The 25379-nt window shown below is 64.0% G+C and carries 21 protein-coding genes, 1 tRNA gene and 1 pseudogene; 12 read left to right on the forward strand and 11 right to left on the reverse strand.

Annotated elements, in window-relative coordinates; translation table 11 throughout:
• Positions 1 to 18: 18 nt before the first annotated feature.
• The 4 genes from PE067_RS10750 to PE067_RS10765 are packed head-to-tail and all read left to right on the forward strand — an operon-like array spanning position 19 to position 5747.
• Positions 19 to 987, forward strand: a complete 969-nt coding sequence (locus PE067_RS10750; RefSeq protein WP_276189381.1) for a hypothetical protein — start codon at positions 19 to 21, stop codon at positions 985 to 987.
• 1 nt (position 988) lies between these two features.
• Positions 989 to 3070 (forward strand): hypothetical protein, encoded by a 2082-nt coding sequence (locus PE067_RS10755; protein WP_276189382.1) that lies wholly within the window; start codon positions 989 to 991, stop codon positions 3068 to 3070.
• 59 nt (positions 3071 to 3129) lie between these two features.
• Positions 3130 to 4506 carry a hypothetical protein gene (locus PE067_RS10760; RefSeq protein ID WP_276189383.1) on the forward strand — a complete coding sequence of 459 codons (1377 nt, stop codon included), beginning with the start codon at positions 3130 to 3132 and terminating at the stop codon, positions 4504 to 4506.
• 56 nt (positions 4507 to 4562) lie between these two features.
• Entirely contained in the window at positions 4563 to 5747 is a 1185-nt protein-coding gene (locus PE067_RS10765) for a hypothetical protein (RefSeq protein WP_276189384.1), read from the forward strand.
• A 245-nt stretch (positions 5748 to 5992) separates the two neighbouring features.
• Here PE067_RS10765 and PE067_RS10770 read toward each other — a convergent pair whose 3' ends face one another.
• Together PE067_RS10770 and PE067_RS10775 are read right to left on the reverse strand one after the other, a co-directional pair.
• Positions 5993 to 6337 (reverse strand): Rap1a/Tai family immunity protein, encoded by a 345-nt coding sequence (locus PE067_RS10770; protein WP_276189385.1) that lies wholly within the window; start codon positions 6335 to 6337, stop codon positions 5993 to 5995.
• A gap of 186 nt (positions 6338 to 6523) precedes the next feature.
• Positions 6524 to 6599, reverse strand: a tRNA-Ile gene (locus tag PE067_RS10775).
• 376 nt (positions 6600 to 6975) lie between these two features.
• Here PE067_RS10775 and purM point away from each other — a divergent pair.
• The gene (purM, locus tag PE067_RS10780; protein WP_276189386.1) at positions 6976 to 8022 is read left to right on the forward strand and encodes a phosphoribosylformylglycinamidine cyclo-ligase; all 1047 of its coding nucleotides are present in this window, start codon (positions 6976 to 6978) and stop codon (positions 8020 to 8022) included.
• Positions 8019 to 8612 carry a phosphoribosylglycinamide formyltransferase gene (gene purN, locus PE067_RS10785; protein WP_276189387.1) on the forward strand — a complete coding sequence of 198 codons (594 nt, stop codon included), beginning with the start codon at positions 8019 to 8021 and terminating at the stop codon, positions 8610 to 8612. Before purM ends, purN begins: the two co-directional genes overlap by 4 nt.
• Before the next feature lie 25 nt (positions 8613 to 8637).
• Here the strand turns inward: purN and PE067_RS10790 are convergent, their stop codons facing one another.
• From PE067_RS10790 to PE067_RS10815, 6 genes are all read right to left on the reverse strand, one after another.
• Positions 8638 to 9978 carry a branched-chain amino acid ABC transporter permease gene (locus PE067_RS10790; RefSeq protein ID WP_276189388.1) on the reverse strand — a complete coding sequence of 447 codons (1341 nt, stop codon included), beginning with the start codon at positions 9976 to 9978 and terminating at the stop codon, positions 8638 to 8640.
• 14 nt (positions 9979 to 9992) lie between these two features.
• Positions 9993 to 11000 carry a branched-chain amino acid ABC transporter permease gene (locus PE067_RS10795; RefSeq protein ID WP_276189389.1) on the reverse strand — a complete coding sequence of 336 codons (1008 nt, stop codon included), beginning with the start codon at positions 10998 to 11000 and terminating at the stop codon, positions 9993 to 9995.
• Between the two features lie 3 nt (positions 11001 to 11003).
• Positions 11004 to 11714 (reverse strand): ABC transporter ATP-binding protein, encoded by a 711-nt coding sequence (locus PE067_RS10800; RefSeq protein WP_276189390.1) that lies wholly within the window; start codon positions 11712 to 11714, stop codon positions 11004 to 11006.
• Complete coding sequence (locus tag PE067_RS10805) at positions 11711 to 12505, reverse strand: ABC transporter ATP-binding protein (protein WP_276189391.1); 795 nt, start codon at positions 12503 to 12505, stop codon at positions 11711 to 11713. The genes PE067_RS10800 and PE067_RS10805 overlap by 4 nt, the downstream gene beginning before the upstream one ends.
• A 96-nt stretch (positions 12506 to 12601) precedes the next feature.
• Positions 12602 to 13786 (reverse strand): ABC transporter substrate-binding protein, encoded by a 1185-nt coding sequence (locus PE067_RS10810; RefSeq protein ID WP_276189392.1) that lies wholly within the window; start codon positions 13784 to 13786, stop codon positions 12602 to 12604.
• A 129-nt stretch (positions 13787 to 13915) separates the two neighbouring features.
• Positions 13916 to 15064 (reverse strand): GlxA family transcriptional regulator, encoded by a 1149-nt coding sequence (locus PE067_RS10815; RefSeq protein WP_276189393.1) that lies wholly within the window; start codon positions 15062 to 15064, stop codon positions 13916 to 13918.
• Between the two features lie 115 nt (positions 15065 to 15179).
• Between PE067_RS10815 and PE067_RS10820 the strand changes: the two genes are divergently transcribed.
• A complete protein-coding gene (locus PE067_RS10820) occupies positions 15180 to 16589 on the forward strand; it encodes a 3-deoxy-7-phosphoheptulonate synthase class II (protein ID WP_276189394.1) in 1410 nt (469 codons plus the stop codon).
• A gap of 314 nt (positions 16590 to 16903) precedes the next feature.
• Here PE067_RS10820 and PE067_RS10825 read toward each other — a convergent pair whose 3' ends face one another.
• A complete protein-coding gene (locus PE067_RS10825) occupies positions 16904 to 17464 on the reverse strand; it encodes a DUF882 domain-containing protein (RefSeq protein WP_276189395.1) in 561 nt (186 codons plus the stop codon).
• Positions 17465 to 17948: 484 nt separating this feature from the next.
• Between PE067_RS10825 and PE067_RS10830 the strand changes: the two are divergent.
• The 5 genes and pseudogenes from PE067_RS10830 to PE067_RS10850 all read left to right on the forward strand — a co-directional run bounded on the left by PE067_RS10830 (position 17949) and on the right by PE067_RS10850 (position 22601).
• Positions 17949 to 19436, forward strand: a pseudogene (locus PE067_RS10830) (L,D-transpeptidase family protein).
• 39 nt (positions 19437 to 19475) lie between these two features.
• Positions 19476 to 20588: a UDP-3-O-(3-hydroxymyristoyl)glucosamine N-acyltransferase gene (gene lpxD, locus PE067_RS10835; protein ID WP_276189396.1), complete on the forward strand. Its 1113-nt coding sequence runs from the start codon at positions 19476 to 19478 to the stop codon at positions 20586 to 20588.
• A gap of 12 nt (positions 20589 to 20600) precedes the next feature.
• Positions 20601 to 20864 carry an acyl carrier protein gene (locus PE067_RS10840; protein WP_276189397.1) on the forward strand — a complete coding sequence of 88 codons (264 nt, stop codon included), beginning with the start codon at positions 20601 to 20603 and terminating at the stop codon, positions 20862 to 20864.
• A 113-nt stretch (positions 20865 to 20977) separates the two neighbouring features.
• Positions 20978 to 22186 (forward strand): beta-ketoacyl-[acyl-carrier-protein] synthase family protein, encoded by a 1209-nt coding sequence (locus PE067_RS10845; protein ID WP_276189521.1) that lies wholly within the window; start codon positions 20978 to 20980, stop codon positions 22184 to 22186.
• A 91-nt stretch (positions 22187 to 22277) separates the two neighbouring features.
• Positions 22278 to 22601 carry a 2Fe-2S iron-sulfur cluster-binding protein gene (locus tag PE067_RS10850; protein WP_276189398.1) on the forward strand — a complete coding sequence of 108 codons (324 nt, stop codon included), beginning with the start codon at positions 22278 to 22280 and terminating at the stop codon, positions 22599 to 22601.
• Between the two features lie 79 nt (positions 22602 to 22680).
• On the opposite strand, the gene PE067_RS10855 is transcribed toward PE067_RS10850, so the two are convergent.
• Together PE067_RS10855 and typA are read right to left on the reverse strand one after the other, a co-directional pair.
• Positions 22681 to 23301, reverse strand: a complete 621-nt coding sequence (locus tag PE067_RS10855; protein ID WP_276189399.1) for a hypothetical protein — start codon at positions 23299 to 23301, stop codon at positions 22681 to 22683.
• Positions 23302 to 23385: 84 nt separating this feature from the next.
• Positions 23386 to 25206, reverse strand: coding sequence for a translational GTPase TypA (gene typA, locus PE067_RS10860; RefSeq protein WP_276189400.1), 1821 nt, complete (start codon positions 25204 to 25206; stop codon positions 23386 to 23388).
• Between the last annotated feature and the right edge of the window lie 173 nt (positions 25207 to 25379).

Genomic DNA, 25379 nt, shown 5'->3' on the forward strand with positions numbered 1-25379 from the left:
TCTGGATGGTGCTGGCCGATGACGATTCCAACTGACGATATGGCCGCAGCCGGGGTCGACCCGACGGTCATTGCCGCATTCGATGCGGTCAACGCTGCATTTTCCGCGCTGCGCAACACACTCAAGCCTGCGACGATGGAGGATCTTGCCCGGATTTCTGCCGAAGTTCATCGCCTGCGCGTCGCAGTCGCCGGATCGACCGGCAGCGGTCCCGTTGCCCCCGAAACGCTGGCCCGGATCGCCGATCTGGAAACCGCGCTGGCAGCGGCGCTGGCGCGGATCGAGGCGCTGGAGGGTGGCGAGACGCCGCAGCCGGGCGTGGCGCCGTCGCTGGTGACGGCCGGTGTGATCAGCCCGGTGACCGGCCCGTTCGGGACCGTCTTTGACCTGACGGCCCCGGTTTTTTCGGGCACGCCCACCCCGACCGTGACCCGCAGCGCCACATTTGACGGCCAGCCCGTCGCTCTCGTCGGAGACAGCTTCGTCGGGACCGGGCCGGGCGAATTGGTGGTGACCTGGACGGCGTCAAACGGCTACGGGGCCCCGGCGGTCAGCACGGCCAGCGCGACGATCACAGCCGCGCTCACCAGCCCGGTCGTCACCGATGATCCTGCGATCAGCCCTGCGCCAGCGACCGGCGGCACATCCACGCTGGACATTGGCGCGGCGACCGGCAGCCCGGCCCCGGAAGCCACATGGGTGGCACAGATCGACGGCTGGCCGGATCAGACCGGCACAGGGGGCGGGCTGATCGTCTGGCCCGAGGTCAGCGCCGACACCGCCTGGACGGTTACGGTCACCTGGGCCAACGGCGTCGGAGACCCTGCGGCTGTGACACTGGAAGGAACCATCATCGCAGACGCGCCCGAGCCGCCCGCCGAATGGACCCTGACCGGCGGCGCGGGCGAAATCATCATCACAGCCATGCCCGCCGTGCCTGCCCTGATCGGCACGGGCGGCGAGGGCGAAATCACAATCGAGGAATGACATGGCAAATCGCATCATCGTCACCGACGCCGACCTGACCGGAGACACCATCCGCTTTGTCCAGCGCACGGCCCTGCCGCAGACCATCAGCGGCACGGCGGCGGGCACATGGCATGTGCTCAATACCGCCATGTCGGGGCCGGTCGAGGTGCTGGGCCTGCCGGGCCAACTGCGCGCGGCCTCCACCGATGCCTCGACCACGATCAACTCGGGCCACAGCCTGACCGACGCCTATGCGGCGTGGCACACGTCTGTCCGCGACACCATGCAGACGCTCGGCATCACCGATCCGCACGGTGCAAAATTCGCGATTGCGACCATGCCGGGATCGTCCATGGCAGCGCGGTGGGGGCACGGTTTCGACGTGACGTGGCCAGAGGGTGGATATTTCGGAAATGGTCGCACCGACATCTATGGGTTTGATACCCTGATGATCACCGAGGCCGGGCCGCCAGTGCCCATCGAAAACACCGCCTCGCGCGATATCTGGCTGCGGCAACTCGACTACCTGTGCCGATTTTCGGCCAATGCCATCGAAAACGGCAAGCCTGATTTCGGTACGGAGGTCGTATTCTGGTCGATCTGGCCGGATGCGCAGGTCTGGGCCAGTGACCCATCGTCGGACTACAACTGGTGGCGCACGAACTACCCCAATTTCCGCGATGCGCTGGTCAAATACGGCGAGATTTTCCGGCACATGACCGACTATGCGGCTTGGAAAATGCGCCAGCTTTATCCGGGACTGCCCGAGGACTGGCGGATCTGGATCATCCCCGGTCACCTGTGGATGCGGCACCTGTATGACGATATCGCCGCCGAGATCGCGCCGGGATACACGACGATTGCCGACGCATTTACCGATGGCATCCATCCCACGCCAGCATCCGAATACGGCCTGCATTGCTTTGTCCTGACCTGCCTGTATCAACTCGATATCGCCGCCTATGACGCGCTGCACGGGGGCGTCCGCATCCCTGCGGGCATGACCAGGCAACAGGCCGAATATTACTGGGCGCTGGCCCTGCGGGTCGCACAGGAGTATGAGCCTGCCGGATGGGGCGGCACCGAGGGCGGCGAGATCGAATATGACCCGCTCATCACCCCCGACTGGTTGCCGGACTGGACCTTCGACGGCACCGATGTCGTCACCGGCGCGCCAGAGGCTGACGGCCTGCCGGTTATCTCCGGTGATACGTTGCTGGGCGAGACGCTGACCGCAACCCCGCCGAACTGGCTCGGATATCCCGCGCCGACGTCCACATCCGGCCTGTGGTCCACGTCACCGGACGGCGTGACATGGACGCCGACCACCGAGACCGGCACCACGATCACCCTGCTGCTGGAGCATGTGGGGCTGGTGTTGCGCTATTCGGCGACCGCGACCAACAGCGTCGGCCCCACCACGGTGCACTCGCTGCCCACCGATCCTGTTGTCGACGACACGGTTGCGGCGCTACCCTCGGATCACGTCCTGCATATGACAGCGACGGATCATGACGGCCCGGCGCTGACCGGCACCGCTCCGACCGCTGTTGATGGGGTGCTGCGGTTTGCCCGCTACGCCGCTGTCGATGACGCTCCGCGAGTGGCTCTGACGGCCACGGAGATGTATCTCTGCATGGCTGTTCGCCCGACCGGGACCGGCAACACGGATCTGATGACCGCCAACAACCGCACAAATGATCCTTGGACCGACAACCCGAACAAGACCGCTGCATCCAGCCCGAACCAAGGGTCACGTTTCGAGGCCAACTACTTCCAGTCAGGTCCGGCACCGACCGTCAACCGAGCGCCCGAGGGAAGCTATGTCCAAGGTGACTGGCATGTTGTCGAGTTCTTCTGGGATGCGGTCGGCACGACTGTCCGCGTGATCCACGACAACACCGACTACGGCGATACAGCCGCCCCATACGCCGTGGGCGCAACACTGGCAGAGACCACAACGCTATGGCTGCATCCCGTCATCGGTGCGGGCGATCCGGTGGCGACTGACGTCGCGGAACTCGTGGTCTATGACCGCATCCCGACCCCGGCAGAGCGCGCCAGCATCAGGGCCGTGATGGCCGAGAGCGTGCCGACTTAATCACCAAGCAAGCAGGGGGCCATCGGCCCCCTTTTTCATTCTCTAGGGGGTCCGTAAATATGGACGTCACCACGTTTGAGGCGCAGGCCCAAGGGCTTCGCGCCGCGGGGATCAGTGCCGATATCATTGCGGCCTTGGTCCAGATGTATAGGATCATCCGGTCGATCGATCAGGCATCCCGCCAACCCGTTTCGCCCGAGCAACTGGCCGCTCTGGCGTCCGAACTGCTTGCCTTCCGGATTGTCGTGGCGGATTTCAACGTCGAATCTGGCAACCTGCGCCGCGAGGTCACGAGCATGGCGACGTCGGTCGCTGCCGCCCGCGCCCAATCACAAGAGGCGGCCCTTGCGTCCAGCGCGGCCGAGACGGCGGCGGGACAGGCGCTGACCAAAATCAATGGCTTGAGCGTGCAGGTGCAGATCGGGTCTGAACCGGGGGGCAGCTACGACCCGGCGACCGGCGTTATCGCGATCACCGTCCCGGTATCGGCCCCAGTTCCCGGCACAGCCCCCATCATTACGCAGCAGCCCAGCATCAGCCCGGCCAGCGCGACGGTGGGGGACAGCGTGACGATCAACCTGGGCGCGGCGACGGGCGCAGATGGACCGCCGACGTGGACGCTGATGCTTGGATCGACTGACGTGACCGCGCAGGCGATTGGCGATCCGCTGGCCTATGAGACCACGGCGGCGGGCACCCTGACGCTGGCGGTGTCGTGGAGCAATGCGCATGACAGCACGGTTGCAACGCCTGCCGTGATCGAGGTCGAGGATGCGCCGACGCCCGGTGTCGATCTGGAAGCCGTCAGCTACCTGCATCTGGACGGCGCGCTGCCCTTCACCGGCACGTCGGCGGCGATCACCGGGTTTACGGCAGAGGGCACTGGCGCGCGTGCGTTTACCATCGTCGGGACCGGCGCGGAGGTCGGGATGGATCCGGCGCGCGGGCCGCTGTTTGCATCGGGCAAATACGCCCGAAACACCGGCAACACGGCCAGCATCGCGGACGGGTTTATCGCGCTGGTCGAGTTTGAGGTTGATGAGGCGTCCGCAACAGACACCCCGCTGGCGCTGGCAACTGGCATCACCCTCAATATGAGGTGGGACGGCAGCGCGAACCGCCTGCAATACAACTGCAATTTCGGCAGCGGAAACGTAAACTGGAACGGCGTCACGGCCCCGGCGCTGCCCATCGCGGCAATCGAGGTGGATCCGGTTGCGGAGACGGTCCGGTATTGGGATGGCGAAAAAATCGTCACCGTCACAGGCCAGACCTTGACGGGCTTGTCTTTCGGGCAGATCGACATCGGCAACAGCCTGACCGGCGCCGTCACGCGCGCCAACGTCATCACGTGCGGTAGCGGGGCGGCATGGCCCGTGTCGTTCGAGGATGCGCTGAACGAATACGGCGCGGGGATCACGCCCCCTTTTCCCTGACCGGCCTGCGCATTTCCCTCCACAATCGGCAGTCCGAGGGTGGAGCGCGGACCGGGATGGGAACGGCGATGATCGACGGGCTGGCGGGGCAGATGACCTATCTGGCGGGCCTGCGCACCGAGGGCGGGGCTGTCGTCGCGCCGTGGGGGCCGGGCGACCAGCCGCTGAATATGGCGATCCCGGCGACCGGCATCACCGATATCGCCCCAGCGCTTGGCGGTCGAGGCGGCATCCTGCTGTCGGCGCAGTCCTGCTACCTGCACCGCACGATTGGCGCCAACCCGGATCAGGGCGCGCTGGTGATGGATGCCGGGGTCGGCGGTCTGAATCTCGACAAGATGCTGATCGGCCAGTTGCAGGGAGATAATTACTATTACATGTTGGGTGAGGTCGCACGGCTGGCGGTCGATCAAGACCTTGACGTCACCTGTGGCGAGATCATCCATTACATCGGCACGTCGAGCAAAAGCGAATCCTATGCCGTCGCGCTCGGCAATATCAATCTGGTTTGGGATCAGCAGCAGGATTGGTGCGAGACGACATGGGGCCAGCGCCCCGGCATCATCGCGGGCCAGACGGGCGGCGACTGCAACACCGCGCCCGATCCCTACGACGTGACCATGGCGCAGTATGATGCTGTCCGCGACCGCGGCGGCGAGATTGCGACCAGCCAGCGGATTTGGACCATCAACGACAACAATATCCACACCGACATTGATGTGTCGGTGATGATTGGCGAGGTCATTGACTGGTGCCGCGAGGAGCGGGACGCAGCGCGCAAATGGACCCCTTGGGCCAGCATCACCAAGTCCGGCGCGACCGTGACCGTATCGTTCGACCTGCGGCCCGGCGAAACGCTGGTCAACCGGTCGGATTTTTACGACGATCACGGCGGGGCGGCCGTCACGGCCCCGAACTTCGGGTTCGAGGCGGACGGCGGCATCGTGTCGGCGGTCCCCGATCTGGACGGCAACACGGTCGTCGTCACGCTGGCCAGCGCATCGGCAACGTGGTTCCGGTTCGCCATGCAGCGGCAAGACGTGCTGGCCTATGGCGTGCCATCGGGCGGGCTGACCTATAACCAGTCCGCACATCGCACCACGCTGTTTCCGAGCGAAACGCGGGCCAGCCGGTTCTATCCCGACCGGACGCTGTGGCGGTCCCTGCCGTCGTTCCACGTCCTGTTCGACGGGGATCAGGTCAACAGGCTGGACGGCACGCCGTTCGAGGGGGCGCCATGACGGCGCCCCACCGGGTTGCAGAATCGATACCGATCCGAAAAAAGCGCGCGATGAAGGCAGAGCGCGACGGCGACACGTTCACCCTGCGGGGGCGGTATTGGTCAGGGACGTTCCCGATGGCGGATCTACCCGCCATGCTGGAATGGTATCGCGGTCAGCGCGAGAAGTTTCCGAAGGCGATGGGGGCCTATGACGCCACCATCGAGGCGCTGGAAAGCCTGATCGGGGAATGACCAGATGCCCGGCTATTCGGCCGGGCACTCCCACTCATCGCGCATCACAACCCAGAGCGTCGCGGCCGCCGAATAGTGCCGTTCCTCTGGGGTGTCGCGAAGGTGGTTGCAGAGCATGTCTGAAACCTGCGTGACGACGATCCCGTTGGGAACGCACAGGCGGGATTTCTGACCTTCGCCTAAATTGGTCTGGGCGAAGATGATCGCATCGAACGCGCCCGCGGCATAGCGGTTCACGGCGGCGCGATCCCCGATGCACTGCGGCCAGAGGTCATTGCCGGTGCGGAACTGTTGCGCCGTGGCCGGTGCCGTCAGGCCCGCGAACAGCAGGGCGATGCAGATGTGTCGCTTGATCATATCGTGATTCTGGCCGAATCGGCAGAATTGCGCAATGCCCCCGCCCGGTCGCCCCGGTCGGGGGCGCCTTTTTTCGTTTCTTGGGGGCAATCCGGGTGTGTGAAAACGGCAAGTGCCCCCAATGCCGTCTGGTCTGGGGGCACTTTGCGTTCAGCGTGTTGATATTGATGGATAAAATTAGGATATTGGTAGGCCCGGAGGGACTCGAACCCCCAACCAAGGCGTTATGAGCGCCCTGCTCTGACCATTGAGCTACAGGCCCGCCGCAAGGTCATGCTTTGACTAGTCAGCCGCGCGGATCAGGTCAAGCCTGCAGCAGGGTGCCCGGGCTTGCAAGACGGGGCAAACTGCGAATACCGGCTGAAGGGGGCGGCCGACAGGCGGGTTTTCTGGCCGGTCGTGCTGGTCCGTGTGGTCCTGATCGAGGGATGATTCTGGCGGCCCCCGGCGTGGCATGGGGCTGCTTTTCCTGCTGACCTGCCGTCCCGGCCCTGGCATGGGCGTGACACAGGCGGCCAAGCTCAAGGAAAAGCAGCGCGTCGGGCCCGGCTGAGCCATGACCCGATTGCCTGTCGGGATGGGTTGCGCTATCGCAGGCGCAATCCAGTAAAGCAGTCCAGCAAAGGGGTTTTGAAAAGATGACCGAGCGCAAGAATGGCCTGTCCTATGCCGAGGCAGGGGTCGATATCGACGCGGGCAATGCGCTGGTCGACCGGATCAAACCTGCGGCGGCGCGGACTGCGCGCTCGGGCGTGATGGATGCGCTTGGCGGCTTTGGCGCGCTGTTCGACCCCAGGGCGGCGGGCTATGACGACCCGGTTCTGGTCGCGGCGACCGATGGTGTCGGCACCAAGCTGCGCATCGCCATCGATACCGGCCATGTCGATGAGGTCGGCATCGACCTGGTCGCCATGTGCGTCAACGATCTGGTCTGTCAGGGTGCCGAGCCGCTGTTTTTCCTGGACTATTTCGCGACCGGCAAGCTGTCCGTCGATGAGGCCGCGCGCGTCATCGCAGGTATCGCCGAGGGCTGCCACCGCGCCGGATGCGCCCTGATCGGCGGCGAAACCGCTGAAATGCCGGGCATGTATCATGGCGGCGACTTCGACCTTGCGGGCTTTGCCGTGGGTGCCATGCAGCGCGGAACCGCACTTCCGCGCGATGTTGCGGATGGCGATGTCTTGCTGGGCCTGAGCTCGGACGGGGTGCATTCCAACGGCTTTTCGCTGGTGCGCCGGGTTGCCGAACATGCCGGGCTGGGCTGGAATGACGCGGCGCCCTTTGCCACGCGCACGCTTGGGCAGGAATTGCTGGTGCCGACGCGGCTCTATGTGCGCCCGGTCCTGCAGGCGATCCGCGCGGGGGGCGTCCATGCGGCGGCCCATATCACCGGCGGCGGCATCACCGAAAACCTGCCGCGCGTCCTGCCCAAAGGGCTGGGGGCCGAGGTCGATCTGAACGCCTGGACGCTGCCCCCGGTCTTTGACTGGCTGGCCGAAGCGGGCGGGATCGCGGGATCCGAAATGCTGAAAACCTTCAACTCGGGCGTGGGCATGATTTTGGCCGTAGCAGCCGACCGGGCCGAGGAACTCGCCGCGCTGCTGGCGCAATCGGGCGAAACCGTCCTGCGCCTTGGCCATGTCGTGCCGGGTGCGGGCGTGCGCTACAGCGGCAGCCTGCGGTGAAACGCGTCGCCATTCTGATTTCGGGGGGCGGGTCGAATATGGTCCGCCTGCTGGAATCGATGACGGACGACCATCCCGCGCGGGCGGTTCTGGTCGGCTCGAACGATCCCGCTGCCGCCGGGCTGGCCAAGGCCGAAGCCGCCGGGGTCGCGACCTTTGCCGTCGATCACCGCGCCTACAGGGGCGACCGCCCCGCGTTCGAATCCGCGCTGCTGGAGCATCTGGACCGGGCCGAGCCTGACATCCTGTGCCTTGCCGGGTTCATGCGCATCCTGACGCCGGAATTCGTCAGCCGCTTTCAGGACCGGATGCTGAATATCCACCCCTCGCTTTTGCCGAAATATCCGGGGCTGCACACGCATCAGCGCGCGCTGGATGCAGGCGACGCGCAGGCCGGGGCGACGGTCCATCTGGTCACGCCGGAACTGGATGCCGGGCCGATTCTGGGGCAGGCGCGGGTGCCGGTCCTGCCGGGCGATGATGCCGACAGGTTGGCCGCGCGGGTGCTGGTGCAGGAACATCGCCTGTATCCGCAGGTGCTGCGCCGCTTTGCGTCGGGCGACCGGACGCCCGTTCTGATCGCGGAATGAAAAAGGGGCCGGCTGGCCCCTTTTGCTATTTCTCGGGCAGCAAGCCCCGTGGCGAAAAGCGCAGGACCAGCAGCAAAACCAGCCCCATCGCGACAAAGCGCATATGCGGTGCCGATCCGATCAGATGGCTTTTCAGCGCGCCATCCGACATGAAGGAGGTGACAAAGCCCATGAATTCCGGGCCCCAGACCTCTGCCTTGATCCAGATGAACCAGATCAGGATTGCGCCAAGGATCGAACCCAGATTGTTGCCGGATCCGCCGACGATCACCATCACCCAGATCACGAAGGTATAGCGCAACGGGTTGTAGCTGTTCGGTGACATCAGCCCGTCCATGGTGATCATCATCGCGCCGCCCAGCCCGATCACGGCCGAGCCGATGACGAAGATCTGCAAATGGCGGCGGGTGACATTCTTGCCCATCGCCTCGGCTGCGGTTTCATTGTCGCGGATCGCGCGCATCATCCGGCCCCAGGGCGAATTCAGCGCAAGCTGCGCCAGAACCAGCAGCGCGACCAGAACCAGCGTGAACAGGCCCGCATAGCACAGCTTGACCCAGATGCCGGATGCCGTCGCCGGGTCCAGCCCGAAATCGGCGGCCTTTGCGACGAAACCGGCATCGCGTTGCAGGTCGATTTCATAGGGCACGGGGCGGGGGATGCCGGTGACGTTCTTGACGCCGCGCGCCAGCCATTCCTCGTTGCGCAGGACGGCGACGATGATTTCACCGATGCCAAGCGTCGCGATGGCCAGATAGTCGGAGCGCAGCCCAAGCGCGACCTTGCCGATGCACCACGCGGCACCGGCGGCGAACAGCGCGCCGACCGGCCAGCTCAGCAGGACCGGCAGGCCAAGCCCGCCGATATTGCCGGCGGCGGCGGAATTATTCGCCTCGATCCCCGTCACGGCAACGTCGAACAGCGCGCGGTAAATGACGAAACCGGCGATGATCACGACCAGAACGGCGACCCCGTTCAGCGGGCGCATCAGCCGCCGCCACAGCACGGCGGCAAGGGCAATCGCGCCCAGCCCGACGGCCAGCGCCAGCAGCAGGCGCGGCCCGCCCGCACCCCACGCCCCGGCGACCGGCCCAGTCGAAATCAGCACCGGCGCCAGCCCGCCAATCGCGACAAAGCCCACGACGCCCGCGTTGAACAGCCCCGCATAGCCCCATTGCATATTCACCCCAAGCGCCATGACGGCTGAAATCAGCCCCATGTTCAGGATTGCAAGGGATGTGTTCCAACTGCCTGAAAACATGGCGTTCCGGGTCGTGCCCTCCAGCACGAAAAGCGCGATCAGGACGACGATCAGAACCGGCGCGCGCCAGGCGGATGAGGCGTCATGTTGACGTGTGTTTGACATGATCTGCCCCTTTCTCAGACGGATTTTCCGCGGAACAGGCCGGTGGGCCGGAACAGCAGGACGACGATCAGGATGACGAAGCTGACGGCGAACTTATATTCGGTCGACAGCAGTTGCAGCAGGCCTTCGGGTTGCCAGCCGGGGAACAGATAGCCCGCGACCTTGCGCCAGGGATAGGTGATCGCGACCTCGGAAAAGGCGACGATGAACCCGCCCGCCACCGCGCCGACCGGATTGCCCAGACCGCCGACGATGGCCGCCGCGAAAATCGGCAGAAGGATCTGGAAATAGTTGAAAGCCTTGAAGCTTTTGTCCAGACCATACAGCACCCCCGCCGTCGTCGCCAGCGCCGCCGCGATGATCCAGGTCATGCGCACGATACGGTCGGGGTCGATGCCCGACAGCAGCGCCAGATCCTCGTTGTCGGAATAGGCGCGCATCGCCTTGCCCGAACGGGTGCGATTCAGGAACCAGAACAGCGCCCAGCAGGCCAGCGCGGTGACGACCAGCGTGACCACCTGGCTTTGACGCAGGGCCAGACCTTCGGACAGCCCCGTCCAGGCGCGGAAATCGGCGACATTGATGACAAAGCGCGCGCCGTCGTCAAAGCGGATTTCATCGACGCCGATGATGATACGGGTCAGCCCGTTCATCACGAACATCACCCCCACCGAGGCCATGACCATGATGATCGGATCGACCCGTTTCGCGCGGTAATAGCGGTAGACGACACGGTCGGTTGCGATCATCAACAGCGCGGTGACGGCAATCGCGACCGGCAGCGCCAGCAGGGCAGTGGGCAGCGGATGCAAGCTGATGCCAAGCGCCTGCAGCCCCCAGAATACGATGATGCAGGCCGCCGCGCCAAAGGCCATGGTGTCGCCATGCGCGAAGTTCGAAAAACGCAGGATGCCATAGATCAGCGTCACGCCAAGCGCGCCAAGCGCCAGTTGCGCGCCATAGGCGGCGGCAGGGATGACGACGAAATTCAGGATTGCCACAAGGGCGTTCAGGATATCCATGCCCTAACCCCCCAGGAAGGTGCGGCGGACCTCGGGGTCGGCCATCAGGGCCTTGCCGCTGTCGGTGAAACGGTTCGCGCCCTGGACAAGGACATAGCCGATATCCGCGATTTCAAGAGCTTGCCGGGCATTCTGTTCCACCATCAGGATCGAAATGCCTGTGCGGGCGATTTCGATGATGCGGTCGAACAGCTCATCCATGACGATGGGACTGACGCCCGCCGTGGGTTCGTCCAGCATCAAGAGCGAGGGTTTCGTCATCAGCGCGCGCCCCACCGCGACCTGCTGGCGCTGGCCGCCCGACAATTCGCCCGCGCGCTGGCGCCGCTTCATCGCGACGGCGGGGAACAGGTCATAGACCTGCGCCAGCGTGTCGCTGAAATCCTCGCCCCGGGTGAAGGCGCCCATTTCAAGGTTTTCCTCGACCGTCATGGTGGGGAAAATGTTATGGGTCTGGGGGACAAAGCCCATGCCCTTGTGGACGCGTTCCTGCGGGGTCAGGCGGGTGATGTCCTCGCCGTTCAGCAGGACGGTGCCTTCGCGCAGGTTCAGCATCCCGAAAACCGCCTTCATCGCGGTGGATTTTCCGGCGCCATTGGGGCCGACGATGACGGCGATCTGGCCGCGATCGACGGTGATCGTGCAATCGTTCAGGATATCGGCCTTGCCATAGCCGCCGCGCATATGGGTCGCGGAAAGATAGGGCTGGGTCATGCGCCGGCCCCCTGTTCCTGAAGCACCTTGTTTTTCAGGCCGGTGCCCAAATAGGCCTCGATCACGGATTCATTTTGCATGATGTGATCGGCCGAACCCTGCGCCAGCACCTTGCCCGCCGCCATGACGATCACCGGGTCGCACAGGCGGCCGATGAAATCCATGTCATGTTCGATGACGCAGAAGGTATAGCCGCGTTCCCTGTTCAGCCGGACAATCGCATCGCCGATGGTGCCCAGAAGGGTGCGGTTCACGCCGGCCCCGACCTCGTCCAGAAAGACGATCTTTGCATCGACCATCATCGTGCGGCCCAGTTCCAGCAGCTTTTTCTGACCACCCGACAGGTTGCCCGCCTTTTCATCGGCGACATGGGAAATCGTCAGGAAATCAAGCACCTCATCGGCCTTCTGGCGAAGCGCGCGTTCTTCGTCCCGGATGCGGGCGCGGTGCAGCCATGTGCTGACCAGCGTTTCACCGGTTTGCCCTGCGGGAACCATCATCAGGTTTTCGCGCACCGTCATCGAGGAAAACTCATGGGCAAGCTGAAAGGTGCGCAACAGGCCCTTGTGAAACAACTCATGCGGCGGCAGTCCGGTGATATCTTCGCCCGCCATCGTGACGCGGCCCGAAGTCGGTTCAAGAACTCCGGCGATCACATTGAAAAGCGTTGACTTTCCTGCGCCATTCGGGCCGATCAGCCCGGTGATCGAACCCGTTTCGATCGTCAGACTTGCACCATCGACAGCACGAAAGCCGCCGAAGTGCATATGCAGGTCATGGACCTGAATCATGTCTCTCCCCAGTCTTCGCTTTTGCGCGAAGTTATCTTGTTAACTTATTGATTATACGGAAAGGACCCGAGTGACCGGGTCCTTTCCAGTTTGATCTCAGCGAAAGCCGATGACATTCATCGTGCCGCCGGCGAAGTCCAGCACGCGATAGACGCCGGCCGATTCACCCGGTCCGATCAGCTCGACCGAGGTGGCGCCGACATAGTCCACGTCCTGACCCTGCGAGAGCAGCTCGATCCCCTTGGCCAGTTCGCCCGGATAGATTTTTTCGCCCGGTTCGTTGGCGACATCCATGACCTTGTCCTTATAGACCTTGGGGTCAGAGGAATTGGCCGCGGCCATCGCCAGCATCAGCAGCGCGGCGGCATCATAGGATTCCCCCGCAAAGGCCGAGTTGCCATCGAAACCGGCGGCTTCGGTCAGCGCGTTGAACTTGTCACGGCCTTCGCCCTCGGACGAGGGGTTCTGCCCGAAGGAGGTTTCCAGTTCAGCGCCGAACCGGTCGACCAGCGCCTGACCGATCATCCCGTCCGGAAAGACAAAGGTCGAAAACGCGCCCGAATCCAGCGCGCCGCGCACGATGCCCGAACCGCCCTGATCGACATAGCCCGCCACGACCAGCGCATCGCCGCCCGCCGCGGCCAGTGCGGCGACCTCGGCCGAATAATCGGCCTTGCCGTCGTCATGGGCGGAAACGACGGTCACGGTGCCGCCTTTTTCCTTGTAGAACTGGGCGAAACTGTCGGCCAGACCCTTGCCGTAATCGTTGTTGGTATAGGTCACGGCGACCGACTGGACGCCCTTTTCCAGGGTGAGATCGGCCATGACTTCGCCCTGACGCGCGTCCGAGGGCGAGGTGCGGAAGAACAGGCCCTGATCCTCGATATCGGTCAGCGCGGGCGAGGTCGCCGAGGGCGAGATCATGACCAGCCCGTTCGGAATGCCGACGCGTTCCAGCGTGGCGATGGTTTCCCCCGAACACATGCCGCCGACCAGACCGTTGATGCGGTCGCCGGTGACGATGCGTTCGACCGCAGCGACGGCGGCGGCAGCGTCGGTGCAGGTATTGTCGGCGCGCACGGTGCTGACGGTCGAACCGTCAAGCAGCTTGCCGCTGTCGTTGGCTTCCTTCACGGCAAGCTCGACCGATGCTGCCATATTCGGCGACATGGATTCCAGCGGGCCGGTAAAGCCCATCGAAATGCCCAGCTTGATGTCCTCGGCCGAGGCGGCACCGGCCAGAATTGCGCTGGCGGCCGTAGCCATAAGGAACTTCTTCATCTTTTCCCCCTGAGTGGATCGTTGTCCTGCACTCAAGGCTATAAGCGGTTTGATTAAAAGAAAAGCGTCTAGGCGCCGCATCCGGCCCCGTCGCGGGTGATCGGGGCCGGAACGTTAAGGCATTTCGGCTCAGCCGTGACGCCACCGGGGCAGGGCGTCCGTGCCGGCCGTGCCGGCCGTGCCGGACGGGTCGTCAAAGGGCTGTTCGTCGCCCAGATCCAGGCCCGGATCCATGCCCGGATCCGCACCTGGTTCCGGGGCGAATTCGTCCGGGAAAACCGCCCCGACCGCATCGGCCGAACGGGTGCCGCGCTGGCGATAGGGGGTCGTGTCATAGGCGCTGCGGTAGCATTTCGAAAAATGCGCCGCGCTGGCAAAGCCGCAGGCCAGCGCGATTTCCATGACGCTCATATCGGTCTGCATCAGCAGGTTGCGCGCCCGCTCCAGCCGGATTTCCATATAGTAGCGTTTCGGCGAGCGCCCCAGATAGCGCGCGAACAGCCGCTCCAGCTGGCGCGGCGACATGCCCGCATCGGCGGCCAGCCGGGCGGGGCTGACCAGGTCTTCGAGATTCGCCTCCATCCGGGCGACGATCGAGGCGAGACGCGGGTGGCGCACGCCGATCCGGGTCGGGATCGACAGGCGCTGCTGGTCGTCTTCGTTGCGGATCGCGGTGTGGATCATCTGATCGGCAACCCTGGCGGTCAGTTCCGGCCCCTGATCGCGGGCGATCTGGCGCAGGATCAGGTCAATGGCCGCCGTCCCGCCCGCCGCGGTCAGAAAGGGCCCATCCTCGACAAAGACGCTGCGGATCAGTTCGACCTCGGGGAAATCCTCGGCAAAGCCGTCTTGGTATTCCCAGTGAATTGTCGCACGTCTTCCATCCAGAAGACCGGTTTCAGCCAGCACCCAGGCCCCGGTGCACAGCGCACCAAGCCGCGCACCGCGTCGCGCCTCGCGTCGCAACCATCCCAGAACCGGCCGAGTCGCGGTCCGCGCGATCTCGACCCCGCCGCAAATCAGGATCGTGTCGTCGCGGCGGAATTCGTCCAGACCGGCATTCAGGACCAGCCGGGCGCCGTTGGAACAGACCGCCTCGCGGCCGTTTTCGCCCACCAGAACCCAGCTATATAGTTGTTTTCCCGAGATCTGATTGGCCAGACGCAGAGGCTCGATGGCGGCAGCGAAGGCGACCATCGTGAACCGGTCCAGAAGCAGAAAGATGTAGCGCCGTGGTCGCTCGGCGCCGAGCGGGGCGAGGGGTGCTGTGTGTGACATGGCGTTCGCGCGTTTGACTATGTTTCACCACAGCAGTCATTCGCCTGTCGCGCAAGGCTTTCCCTTTTGCGGTTTGGTCACTATATCAGGCGCGGAAAGAGCTAAGGACCCGATCATGGCACAGACCCCCCGCACCCCCGCAGCCGCAACGCAGGCATGGGACAAGCGTGGCTGGCGCGACCGGCCGCGTGTGCAGATGCCCGACTATCCCGATGCCGCGTCCGCGGCGGCGGTCGAGGCGCAGCTTGCGAAATATCCGCCGCTGGTCTTTGCCGGCGAGGCACGCCGGTTGCGCGCCCATCTGGCCGATGTCGCGCAGGGCCGAGCGTTCCTGCTGCAGGGTGGCGATTGCGCCGAAAGCTTCAGCGAGTTTTCCGCCGACAACATCCGCGACACCTTCAAGGTGATGCTGCAGATGGCGGTCGTCCTGACCTGGGGCGCGCAACTGCCGGTCGTCAAGGTCGGCCGCATGGCCGGTCAATTCGCCAAGCCACGCAGCGCCGCGACCGAGGTCGTCGGCGGCGTCGAACTGCCCAGCTATCGCGGCGATATCATCAACGGCTTCGACTTCACCGCCGAGGCGCGCGTGCCCGATCCGCAGCGCATGCTGGCCGCCTATACGCAGGCTGCCGCCTCGCTGAACCTGCTGCGCGCCTTTTCGACCGGCGGCTATGCCGATATCCATCGCGTGCAAAGCTGGATTTCCGATTTCACCGGCGGCGAGGAAGCGGCGCGCTACCGCGATATCGCCGACCGCATCAGCGATGCCATGGCCTTCATGGCGGCGGCGGGCGTCACCGGCGAAACCGCGCATGAGCTGGCGCAGGTCGAATTCTATACCAGCCACGAGGCCCTGCTTCTGGAATATGAAGAGGCGCTGTCGCGCATCGATTCGACCACCGGCCTGCCGGTCGCGAGGTCGGGTCACATGATCTGGATCGGCGACCGCACCCGCCAGCCCGATGGCGCGCATGTCGAATTCTGTCGCGGCGTCCAGAACCCGATCGGGTTGAAATGCGGCCCCTCGACCACGGCCGACGATCTCAAGCTGCTGATGTCGCGGCTGAACCCGGAAAATGAGCCGGGCCGCCTGACCCTGATCGCGCGTTTCGGCGCGGGCACCGTCGGCGACCACCTGCCGCGCCTGATCAAGGCCGTGCAGGAAGAGGGCGCCAGCGTCGTCTGGTCCTGCGACCCGATGCATGGCAACACGATCAAGGCGGCCTCGGGCTACAAGACCCGGCCCTTCGATTCCGTGCTGCGCGAGGTCCGCGAATTCTTTGACGTTCACGCGGCCGAAGGGACGATCCCAGGTGGCGTGCATTTCGAGATGACGGGCCAGGACGTGACCGAATGCACCGGCGGCGTCCGCGCCGTGACGGATGAGGATCTGTCCTCGCGCTACCACACCGCCTGCGACCCGCGCCTGAATGCCAGCCAGTCGCTGGAGCTGGCCTTCCTTGTGGCCGAGGAACTGCGCGGTCGTCGCCTGAACGAAGCGGTTCAGCAAGTCAAGGTAAGCTGAGCTGCAACGCCTCTGCTGCCGTGACGCATGTCGCGGCGGCAGGGTCCTATAGGCAATCAGCGCGCCCGTTGCGGCGCGCTTCTTCATGGCTTTCAGACATGGCTTTCGGGGATGATCTGCACCTTGATGGCTGTCCGTGCCGGTTTGCCGATCCGGGCGAATGCGGACCGGGCGCCGTCAGGGTAACAGGACAGGCAGGGCCCGAACGACAAAAAGGCGCATAGCGCGCCCTCAAGTCATTCCGGTCATCTAAAGCATCTGCCTGTCAGGCGGGGCCGGGCCAGGAAAACCCAGCACGCGCCCGGTGGATCAGATCAGGCGCCCCAGTTGCGGATCGGGCCGCAATCCATATGGACAAAGTTCGAACGCGAATAGCGACCGACACCGCCCGCACGGCAGGAAATCGCCGCGCGCGACACCTGGCTGACCGAACGCGATTTCAGCCGCAGATCGGCGGCCTTGCCGGTCATGTGCAGCGAGTTGCGCGCAACGCCCGACGACCGCGACCGCAACATGGCGTTGGTCTGGGGCGAGCGGTAGCCCGACAACATCATGTAAGGTTCATCCGTCTGCAGCAGGCGGTGCGAGGCGGCGGCGATGTCGATCGTGCGGGGATCGATGCCGATGGCCTGTCCGGTGCGCCAGTCACGCATGAACACGTTGATTTCGTTCAGGGCGTCGCGGATATATTTGCCTTCGACCCAATAGACCGTGTCGATGCTTTCGCCCGTTCGGCCGGAATACATGCGGATCCGGCGAATGTCGCCAGCTCCGCGCAGAATGCCAAACGCATTGGCCATCACCGGGGCGGCAACAACGGTCGTCGCCGCGAAAACACCCAGAATTCCGCGCCGGGAAATGCTGTCAAACGTCATGTTGATCGCCTGTCCTGCTTCGTTTTGCGATTGCCACTCATCGACGGTGGCAGTCCGGCTATACCCCGAACTTGCTAACAATATGTCACCACGCCGCGTCGCGCGGAACCATATAGTTCCATTTGCGTTGTTATGCGGAAATTTTCGGCGAATTTCTGCCGAACCCCCGGTTCAACCCTTGCGCAACCTATTGATTGTTGGTCGTGCGTGGCGAATTTGCACCATGCTTTTTGCAAAAATGCCCCTGTTCATTGGGGTGAAACCGGGCGCCGTGGCAAGTTTTCCCCGGTTTGCGGTATAGTCGATTGAAAAGAAATCGAGGCTGCAGCGAAAAATGTTGAACAGGTTGATTCGTGTATTGGTTGTATCCTCGACCGCGATCTGGCCCATCGCGATCTGGCCCGTCGGAACGATGGGGCAGGGGTTGGGCACGGGCCCGATGGTTGCGGCCCCCGCGCCACGCCTGACCTTCAGCGAGGCAGAAATGGCCCTGGCCCGCGCGGTGGCGAATTCGCCCGAGCTGGCGGATTTCTACGGCAGCAACGGGCTGCAGACGGTGTTTTCCGGCCCCGAGGCCGCGCCCCTGCGTCAGGCCCTGATCGCTGCCGTCGGGCGGGCGGGGGAACATGGCCTGCCGCCGCATCGCTATGACATCGACCGGCTGCGCAGTCTGGATGCGCGCGGGTTGGATCCTCCGCGTGACGAACTGGCCTTTGCCCGCGTCTTTGCGCGCTGGACCCATGATGTCGGCGGCGGTCTGGTCGACCCGCGCAAGGTCGAGCCGACGATCAAGCGCGAGGTGCTGCGCCGCCCCGCGGCCGATATCCTGCGGGACTTCGTCACCGACGACGACCCCGCCGCGGTTCTGGCCGCAGTCGAGCCGCAGGATCCGCGTTACAAGGTGCTTCAGCGCGCGCTTGGCGCCAGATCCGAACTGATCGCCCCTGCGACCCTGCCGCTGGTCCCGGAAGGGCTGTGGAAACCCGGGACCGAGGGGCCGCATGTGCTGGCCCTGCGCGCCCGGCTGTCGGCCATCGGCATCGACACCGGCCCGGCTACGCTGGTCTATGACACGGCGCTGACCGATGCGGTGCGCGATTATCAGCAACGGGCCGGTCTGGGCGCGGATGGCGTGGCCGGGCCGCGCACGGTGGCGATGATCAACCGTCTCAGCGACAGCGGCAATCCCGATATCGCGATATCGCTGGAACGGATGCGCTGGCTGGCGGGGCATGACCTGAACGCCCGCCATGTCTGGGTGAACCTGACCAGCTACACCGCCCAGATCCGCGACAACGGCGCCGAGGTATTTGACACCCGCGTCGTCGTCGGCAAGCCGGGGGCGGATTACCGCACACCCGAATTTTCCGACGAGATCGAATATCTGGTCGCCAATCCGCGCTGGAACGTGCCGCGCTCGATGACCGTGCGCGACTACCTGCCCTAGCTGCAGGCCAACCGCCATGCGGTGTCGCATCTGGATGTGGTGGACGGCAACGGCAATGTCGTGTCGCGCGACAGGATCAATTTCAACAATTACAACGCCCGCAATTTCCCCTTCCGGTTGCGCCAGAAACCCAGTGACGACAATGCCCTGGGGCTGGTGAAATTCATGTTCCCGAACCCCTGGAATATCTATCTGCACGACACGCCCAGCAAGGGGCTGTTCAACAACAGCGCGCGGGCGGCCTCGAACGGCTGCATCCGCATCGCGCGCCCCTTTGATCTGGCGCATGAGCTGATGCGCGGCAATTTCGACAACCCCGAGGCGGCATTCCAACGCGCCATCGACAGCGGTCGGGAAACCTATCTGAACCTGAAAAAACCGGTGCCGGTGCATCTGGTCTATTTCACGGCCTTTCCCGACGACAGCGGCACGATCCGGCGCTATCCCGACATCTATGACCGTGACCCCTTGCTGCTTGCGGCATTCGAGCGCGCGGCACTGGCAAAAATCGCCCCGGCAGAGTAAGTCCTCAGCCAGGGGCAAGGAATGGCAAAGGGGATGACCATGACATTCACCGTGGCGGAACTGGCCAAGGCGCTTGGCGGCACGCTTTGGGGCGACGGGTCGCTGGTCGTGGCCGGCGCGGCAGAGCCGGACGAGGCGGGAGCGGATCACATCGCCATCGCGACGGCCGCGAAATACGCCGAAAAGCTGCGCCCCGGCGGCATCGCCCTGCTGGCCGAGGGGATGAACCCGGAAACCCACGGCCTGCTGGCGGCCATCCTGCTCAAGCGGCCCCGGCTGGCGCTGGCGGGGCTGACCCGCAGGCTGGACCCCGCGCCAGAGCCTGCGCCGGGCATCCATCCGATGACGGTCATCGACGACAGTGCCGTGATCGGCGAGGGCGCGGCCATTGGCCCCTTTGTCACCATCGGCGCGAGGGTTCGGATCGGCGCGCGTGCGCGCATCGCATCCCATGTCAGCATCGGCGACCGCAGCGTGATCGGGGATGATGCGCTGATCCATGCGGGCGCGCGCATCGCCCATGATGTGATCATCGGCGACCGTTTCATCCTGCATCCCAATGCCTCGATCAGGCGGACGGGTTTTCCTTTGTCACGCCCGAACCTTCGGGGGTCGAGGAAATCCGCGCAGAGCCTTGGCCTGCGCGGCGATATCAAGGCCCAGCACTGGACCCGCATCCATTCGCTTGGCGGGGTCGAGATCGGTGACGATGTCGAGGTCGGCGCGCTGGCGGGCATCGACCGGGGCACGATTCGTGCCACCCGGATCGGCCGCGGCACCAAGATCGACAATCAGGTCCAGATCGGCCACAACGTCATCCTGGGCGAGGATTGCATGCTTTGCGGGCAGGCCGGGGTCGCGGGCTCGACCCGGATCGGCAATCGCGTCGTTTTGGGCGGCAAGGTCGGCGTGTCCGACAATATCTTTGTCGGCGACGATGTGATCGCGGGCGGCGGCACGGAAATCTATACCAACGTCCCCGCAGGCCGCGTCATTCTGGGCAGCCCGGCGGTCAAGATGGAAACCCATGTCGAAATCCAGAAGGGGATCCGCCGTCTGCCGCGACTCTATGCGCAGGTGGCGCAGCTTCAGGAAACTGTTAAGAAGATGCTCGATAAGGGCCGACCCGGCAGGACAAGGCGCCGGGGTTGATTGGAGGCCGAGATGACAGACAACGTGCGCGCGCGCATCATCCGTATCATTGCCGATCAGGCGATGCTGGAACCCGAACAGGTCAAGCTGGACATGACGCCCGAGGATGTCGGCATCGACAGTCTGGGGCTGGTCAGATCGATCTTTGCCATCGAGGAGGAATTCGACATCTCGGTTCCCTTCAACGCCAATGAGCCGGAAAAGTCGGATTTCGACATTTCGACCATGGGCTCGATCATCGCGGCCGTCGAAAAGCTGGTGGCCGACAAAGCATGAACGCCAAGAAGATCAAGGTCGCAAAGCAGCGCAAGCCGGGCAAGGTCAAGAAAGCCACCAAGTTCGCGCGTGTGATGATCGGCCGCGCGATCATGGGCAAGGCCAACTCTGGCCTGTCCCGGGTCGCGATCACCGGGGCAGGGACGGTCAACGCGCTTGGCCTGAACACCGCCCAGACCTATGAGGCGATGCGCGAGGGGCGCTGCGGCATCGGTCAGCTGGATTTCCGCGATGTCGAACGGCTGACCATCCGGATCGGCGGGCAGGTTCAGGGCTGGAAGGCCGAAGACCATTTCAACCGCCAGCAGATCGTCCTGTATGACAAGTTCACCCAGTTCACCCTGCTGGCCGCGCGCGAGGCGGTGGAACAGTCCGGCCTGATCTTTGACGGCGATCTGGGGCTGATGTCGGGGGTGATCCTTGGAACCGCCGCGGGCGGGGTCAACACCTGGGATGAAAACTACCGCACGGTCTACGAAGAAGGGAAAAACCGCGTCCACCCCTTTGTCGTCCCGAAGCTGATGAACAATGCCGCAGCCAGCCATGTCAGCATGGAATATGGCCTGCTTGGCCCCAGTTTCACGGTGGCGACGGCCTGCGCCAGTTCGAACCATGCGATGGGGCTGGCCTTCAACATGATCCGCTCGGGTTCGGCCAAGGTCGTTCTGACCGGCGGTTCGGAATCGATGCTGTGCTTTGGCGGGGTCAAGGCATGGGAAGGTCTGCGGGTCATGTCCAAGGACGCCTGCCGCCCGTTTTCGGCAACCCGCAACGGCATGGTTCAGGGCGAGGGCGCCGGGATCTTCGTTTTCGAGGATTGGGATCATGCGGTGGCGCGCGGCGCCGATATTCTGGCCGAGGTCGTGGGCTTTTCCATGTCCTCGGACGCGCAGGATATCGTCATGCCTTCGGCCATCGGGGCGCAACGGGCGATCAGCGGGGCGATGCTGGATGCCGGCATGCGTCCTGAAGAAGTCGGCTATATCAACGCCCATGGCACCGGCACGGCCGCCAATGACAAGACCGAATGCGCCGCCGTCGCCCATGCCTTCGGCCACCATGCCGACCGGCTGATGATTTCGTCGACCAAATCCATGCATGGCCATCTGATCGGGGGCACCGGCGCGGTGGAACTGCTGGCCTGTCTCATGGCGCTGCGCGAGGGCGTGATCGCGCCCACCATCGGCTATGAGGAACCCGACCCCGAATGCGCGCTGGACGTGGTGCCGAATGTCGCGCGTGACGCGCAGGTCGATGCGGTCCTGTCGAATGCCTTTGCCTTTGGCGGGCTGAACGCGGTTCTGGCCCTGCGCAAGGTCTGAGCCGCCGGGCCTGACGGGCGCGGATGGGGGCGGGTCTTTCCTTGGCCTCCGTCTTGGCCTATCTGCCCAAGGATAGCGAAGGAAGGCACCCATGGCGAAGATTACCTATATCGAGCACAACGGCACCGCACATGAAGTCGACGTCCAGCCCGGCATGACCGTGATGGAGGGCGCGCGCGACAATGGCATCCCCGGGATCGAGGCGGATTGCGGCGGCGCCTGCGCCTGTTCGACCTGCCATGTCTATGTCGCGGCAGAATGGGTTGACCGCCTGCCCGCCAAGGACCCGATGGAAGAAGACATGCTGGATTTCGCCTGGCAGCCCGATCCCGTGCTGTCGCGCCTGACCTGCCAGCTCAAGGTCACCGAGGAACTGGACGGTCTGGTGGTGAACCTGCCTGAACGCCAGATCTGACAGGCCCATATCTGACAGGCCACCACCGGAATGGCCTTGCCCGCGATGCGGGCAGGGATTGTCGTGCTACAGCGCGGTGTCAGTCGCGGTTGTGAAACATCAGGTCGATCTGCAACTCTACCATCCTGTGGCACAGCGTGTGCAGATCGATCTTGTCGCCCTTATACCAGGGATCAAGGCGGTCCTGCACCAGCATCGAACTGATGCCCAGAATGAGGCTTTGCGTATTGGTCAGCAGGATCGGCACCGGCAATTCATCGCTGATCAGCCCGCGCGTCTGGCTTTCGTGCAGTTTGCGTTCCACCAGATCGCGGATGGCATGGCGATGCCTCGCCAGCACTTCGCCTTCAGAAGCGCGCGGGTCGAAAAGCGCCTTGGCCAGCAGCGAAAACAGGGTCCGATTGGCAAAGCCCCAATCGAAAAACGCCGTGCCCAGTGCCAGAAGCTGGGCGCGGGGATCATCGGCATCCGCCGTGGCCATGGCATGTCCCATTGCATCGGCCAGCAGGACGGTGGCGTGATCCAGGACCGCGGTATGCAGGGCCTCGATGTTTTGGAAATCGCCGGCCACTTCTTTCGCCGACAGGCCAGATATCTCACCGGAGAGCGCGCCGAGGGATGTCGGAAACTCTCCGGTTTTTTCGAGCAGTTGCACCGCGATCAGAATGATCTGCTGGTAATTGTTTCCCTTACCCGACATCGTAGGAATCCCTGTTGGTGTTTCAACCTTAACAGGTTTGCGGGCCAACAAAAGTCCGTTTTGACGTGGCGTAAAGGGGATTTGTCACGAAGCTTCGCGCGATTGCCGCTTGCGTTCGTGCGGGTCCAGATAGCGCTTGCGCAGGCGGATGTTCTTGGGCGTGACCTCGACCAGTTCGTCGTCGTCGATATAGGCGATGGCCTCTTCCAGCGACATGCGGACCGGGGGCGTCAGGCGCACCGCCTCATCCGTGCCCGAGGCACGGACGTTGGTCAGCTTTTTGCCTTTCAGCGGGTTCACTTCTAGATCGTTGTCGCGGGAATGTTCGCCGATGATCATGCCCTGATAGACCTGTTCCTGCGCGCCGATGAACATCTTGCCACGCTCTTCCAGGTTCCACAGCGCATAGGCGACGGAAACGCCATCCTCCATAGAAATCAACACGCCCTGACGGCGGCCCTGTATCGGCCCCTTATAGGGGGCCCAGCTATGAAAGATGCGGTTCAGAACGCCATTGCCGCGCGTGTCGGTCATGAATTCGCCCTGATAGCCGATCAGGCCACGGGACGGCACATGCGCGACGATGCGGGTCTTGCCATGGCCTGCGGGCTTCATCTCGACCAGATCGCCCTTGCGCGCGCCGGTCAGCTTGTCGATCACCGCGCCGGTATATTCGTCATCGACGTCGATGATGGCTTCCTCGATGGGTTCGTGGCGCACGCCGTCGATGTCCTGGAAAATCACGCGGGGACGCGAAATCGACAGTTCAAAGCCTTCGCGGCGCATGTTTTCGATCAGCACGCCCATCTGCAATTCGCCCCGGCCGGAAACGACAAAGGCGTCGCCGCCCGGCGTATCCTCGACCTTGATCGCGACATTGACCTCGGCTTCACGCATCAGGCGTTCGCGGATGACGCGCGACTGGACCTTGTTGCCATCGCGGCCGGCCAGCGGGCTGTCGTTGATGCCAAAGGTGACGCTGATGGTCGGCGGGTCGATGGGCTGGGCGGGCAGGGCGGTTTCGACCTCCAGCGCGGCCAGGGTGTCGGCCACGGTCGCCTTGGCCATGCCCGCGATGGTGACGATATCACCGGCCACGGCCTCATCAATGGGCTGTTGGGTCAGGCCGCGGAAGGCCAGAACCTTGGAAATCCGGAACTGCTCGATCCGTTCGCCATTACGCGACAGCGCCTTGATCGTGTCGCCTGCCTTGGCCCGGCCCGCTTCGACGCGGCCAGTCAGGATGCGACCGATAAAGGGATCGGCGCCAAGCGTCGTCGCCAGCATCTGAAAGGGCTGGTCGATGCGTTCAAGCTGTTTCGGGGCGGGAACGTGGCGGGTGATCAGGTCGAACATGGCCGACAGATCCTGACGCGGGCCGTCCAGCGCCTCATCCGCCCAGCCACCGATGCCAGAGGCATAAAGATGCGGAAAATCAAGCTGTTCGTCACTTGCGCCAAGATTTGCGAACAGATCGAACACCTCGTCCAGCGCGCGATCGGGGTCGGCTGCGGGCTTGTCGACCTTGTTCAGCACGACGATCGGGCGCAGCCCGAGCGCCAGCGCCTTCGAGGTCACGAATTTCGTCTGCGGCATTGGCCCTTCGGCGGCATCGACTAGCAGGCAGACGCCGTCGACCATCGACAGGATGCGTTCGACCTCACCGCCGAAATCGGCGTGGCCGGGCGTGTCGACGATATTGATACGGGTGCCTTTCCACTCGACCGAGGTCGCCTTGGCAAGGATGGTGATACCGCGTTCCCGCTCGATATCGTTGCTGTCCATGACCCGCTCGGCCACGGCCTGGTTCTCGCGAAACGAGCCGGATTGTTTCAGTAGCTGGTCGACCATGGTCGTCTTGCCGTGGTCGACGTGCGCGATGATCGCGATATTGCGAATGTCCATCAGTTTCTGGCCTTTCAGATCTTGGCGCCCCCGTAACCCAGAGACGCCGGAATGACCAGCAGAAACGAACCGGCCGTTCGCTAGCGCAGGCCAAGCAGTCCCAGAATGAACAGGACGACGACAACCAAGCCGACGATGTAGATGATCGAATGCATATATTCCCCCTGTCGTTA

The sequence above is a fragment of the Paracoccus sp. DMF-8 genome (assembly GCF_029309835.1).
Lineage (GTDB): Bacteria > Pseudomonadota > Alphaproteobacteria > Rhodobacterales > Rhodobacteraceae > Paracoccus.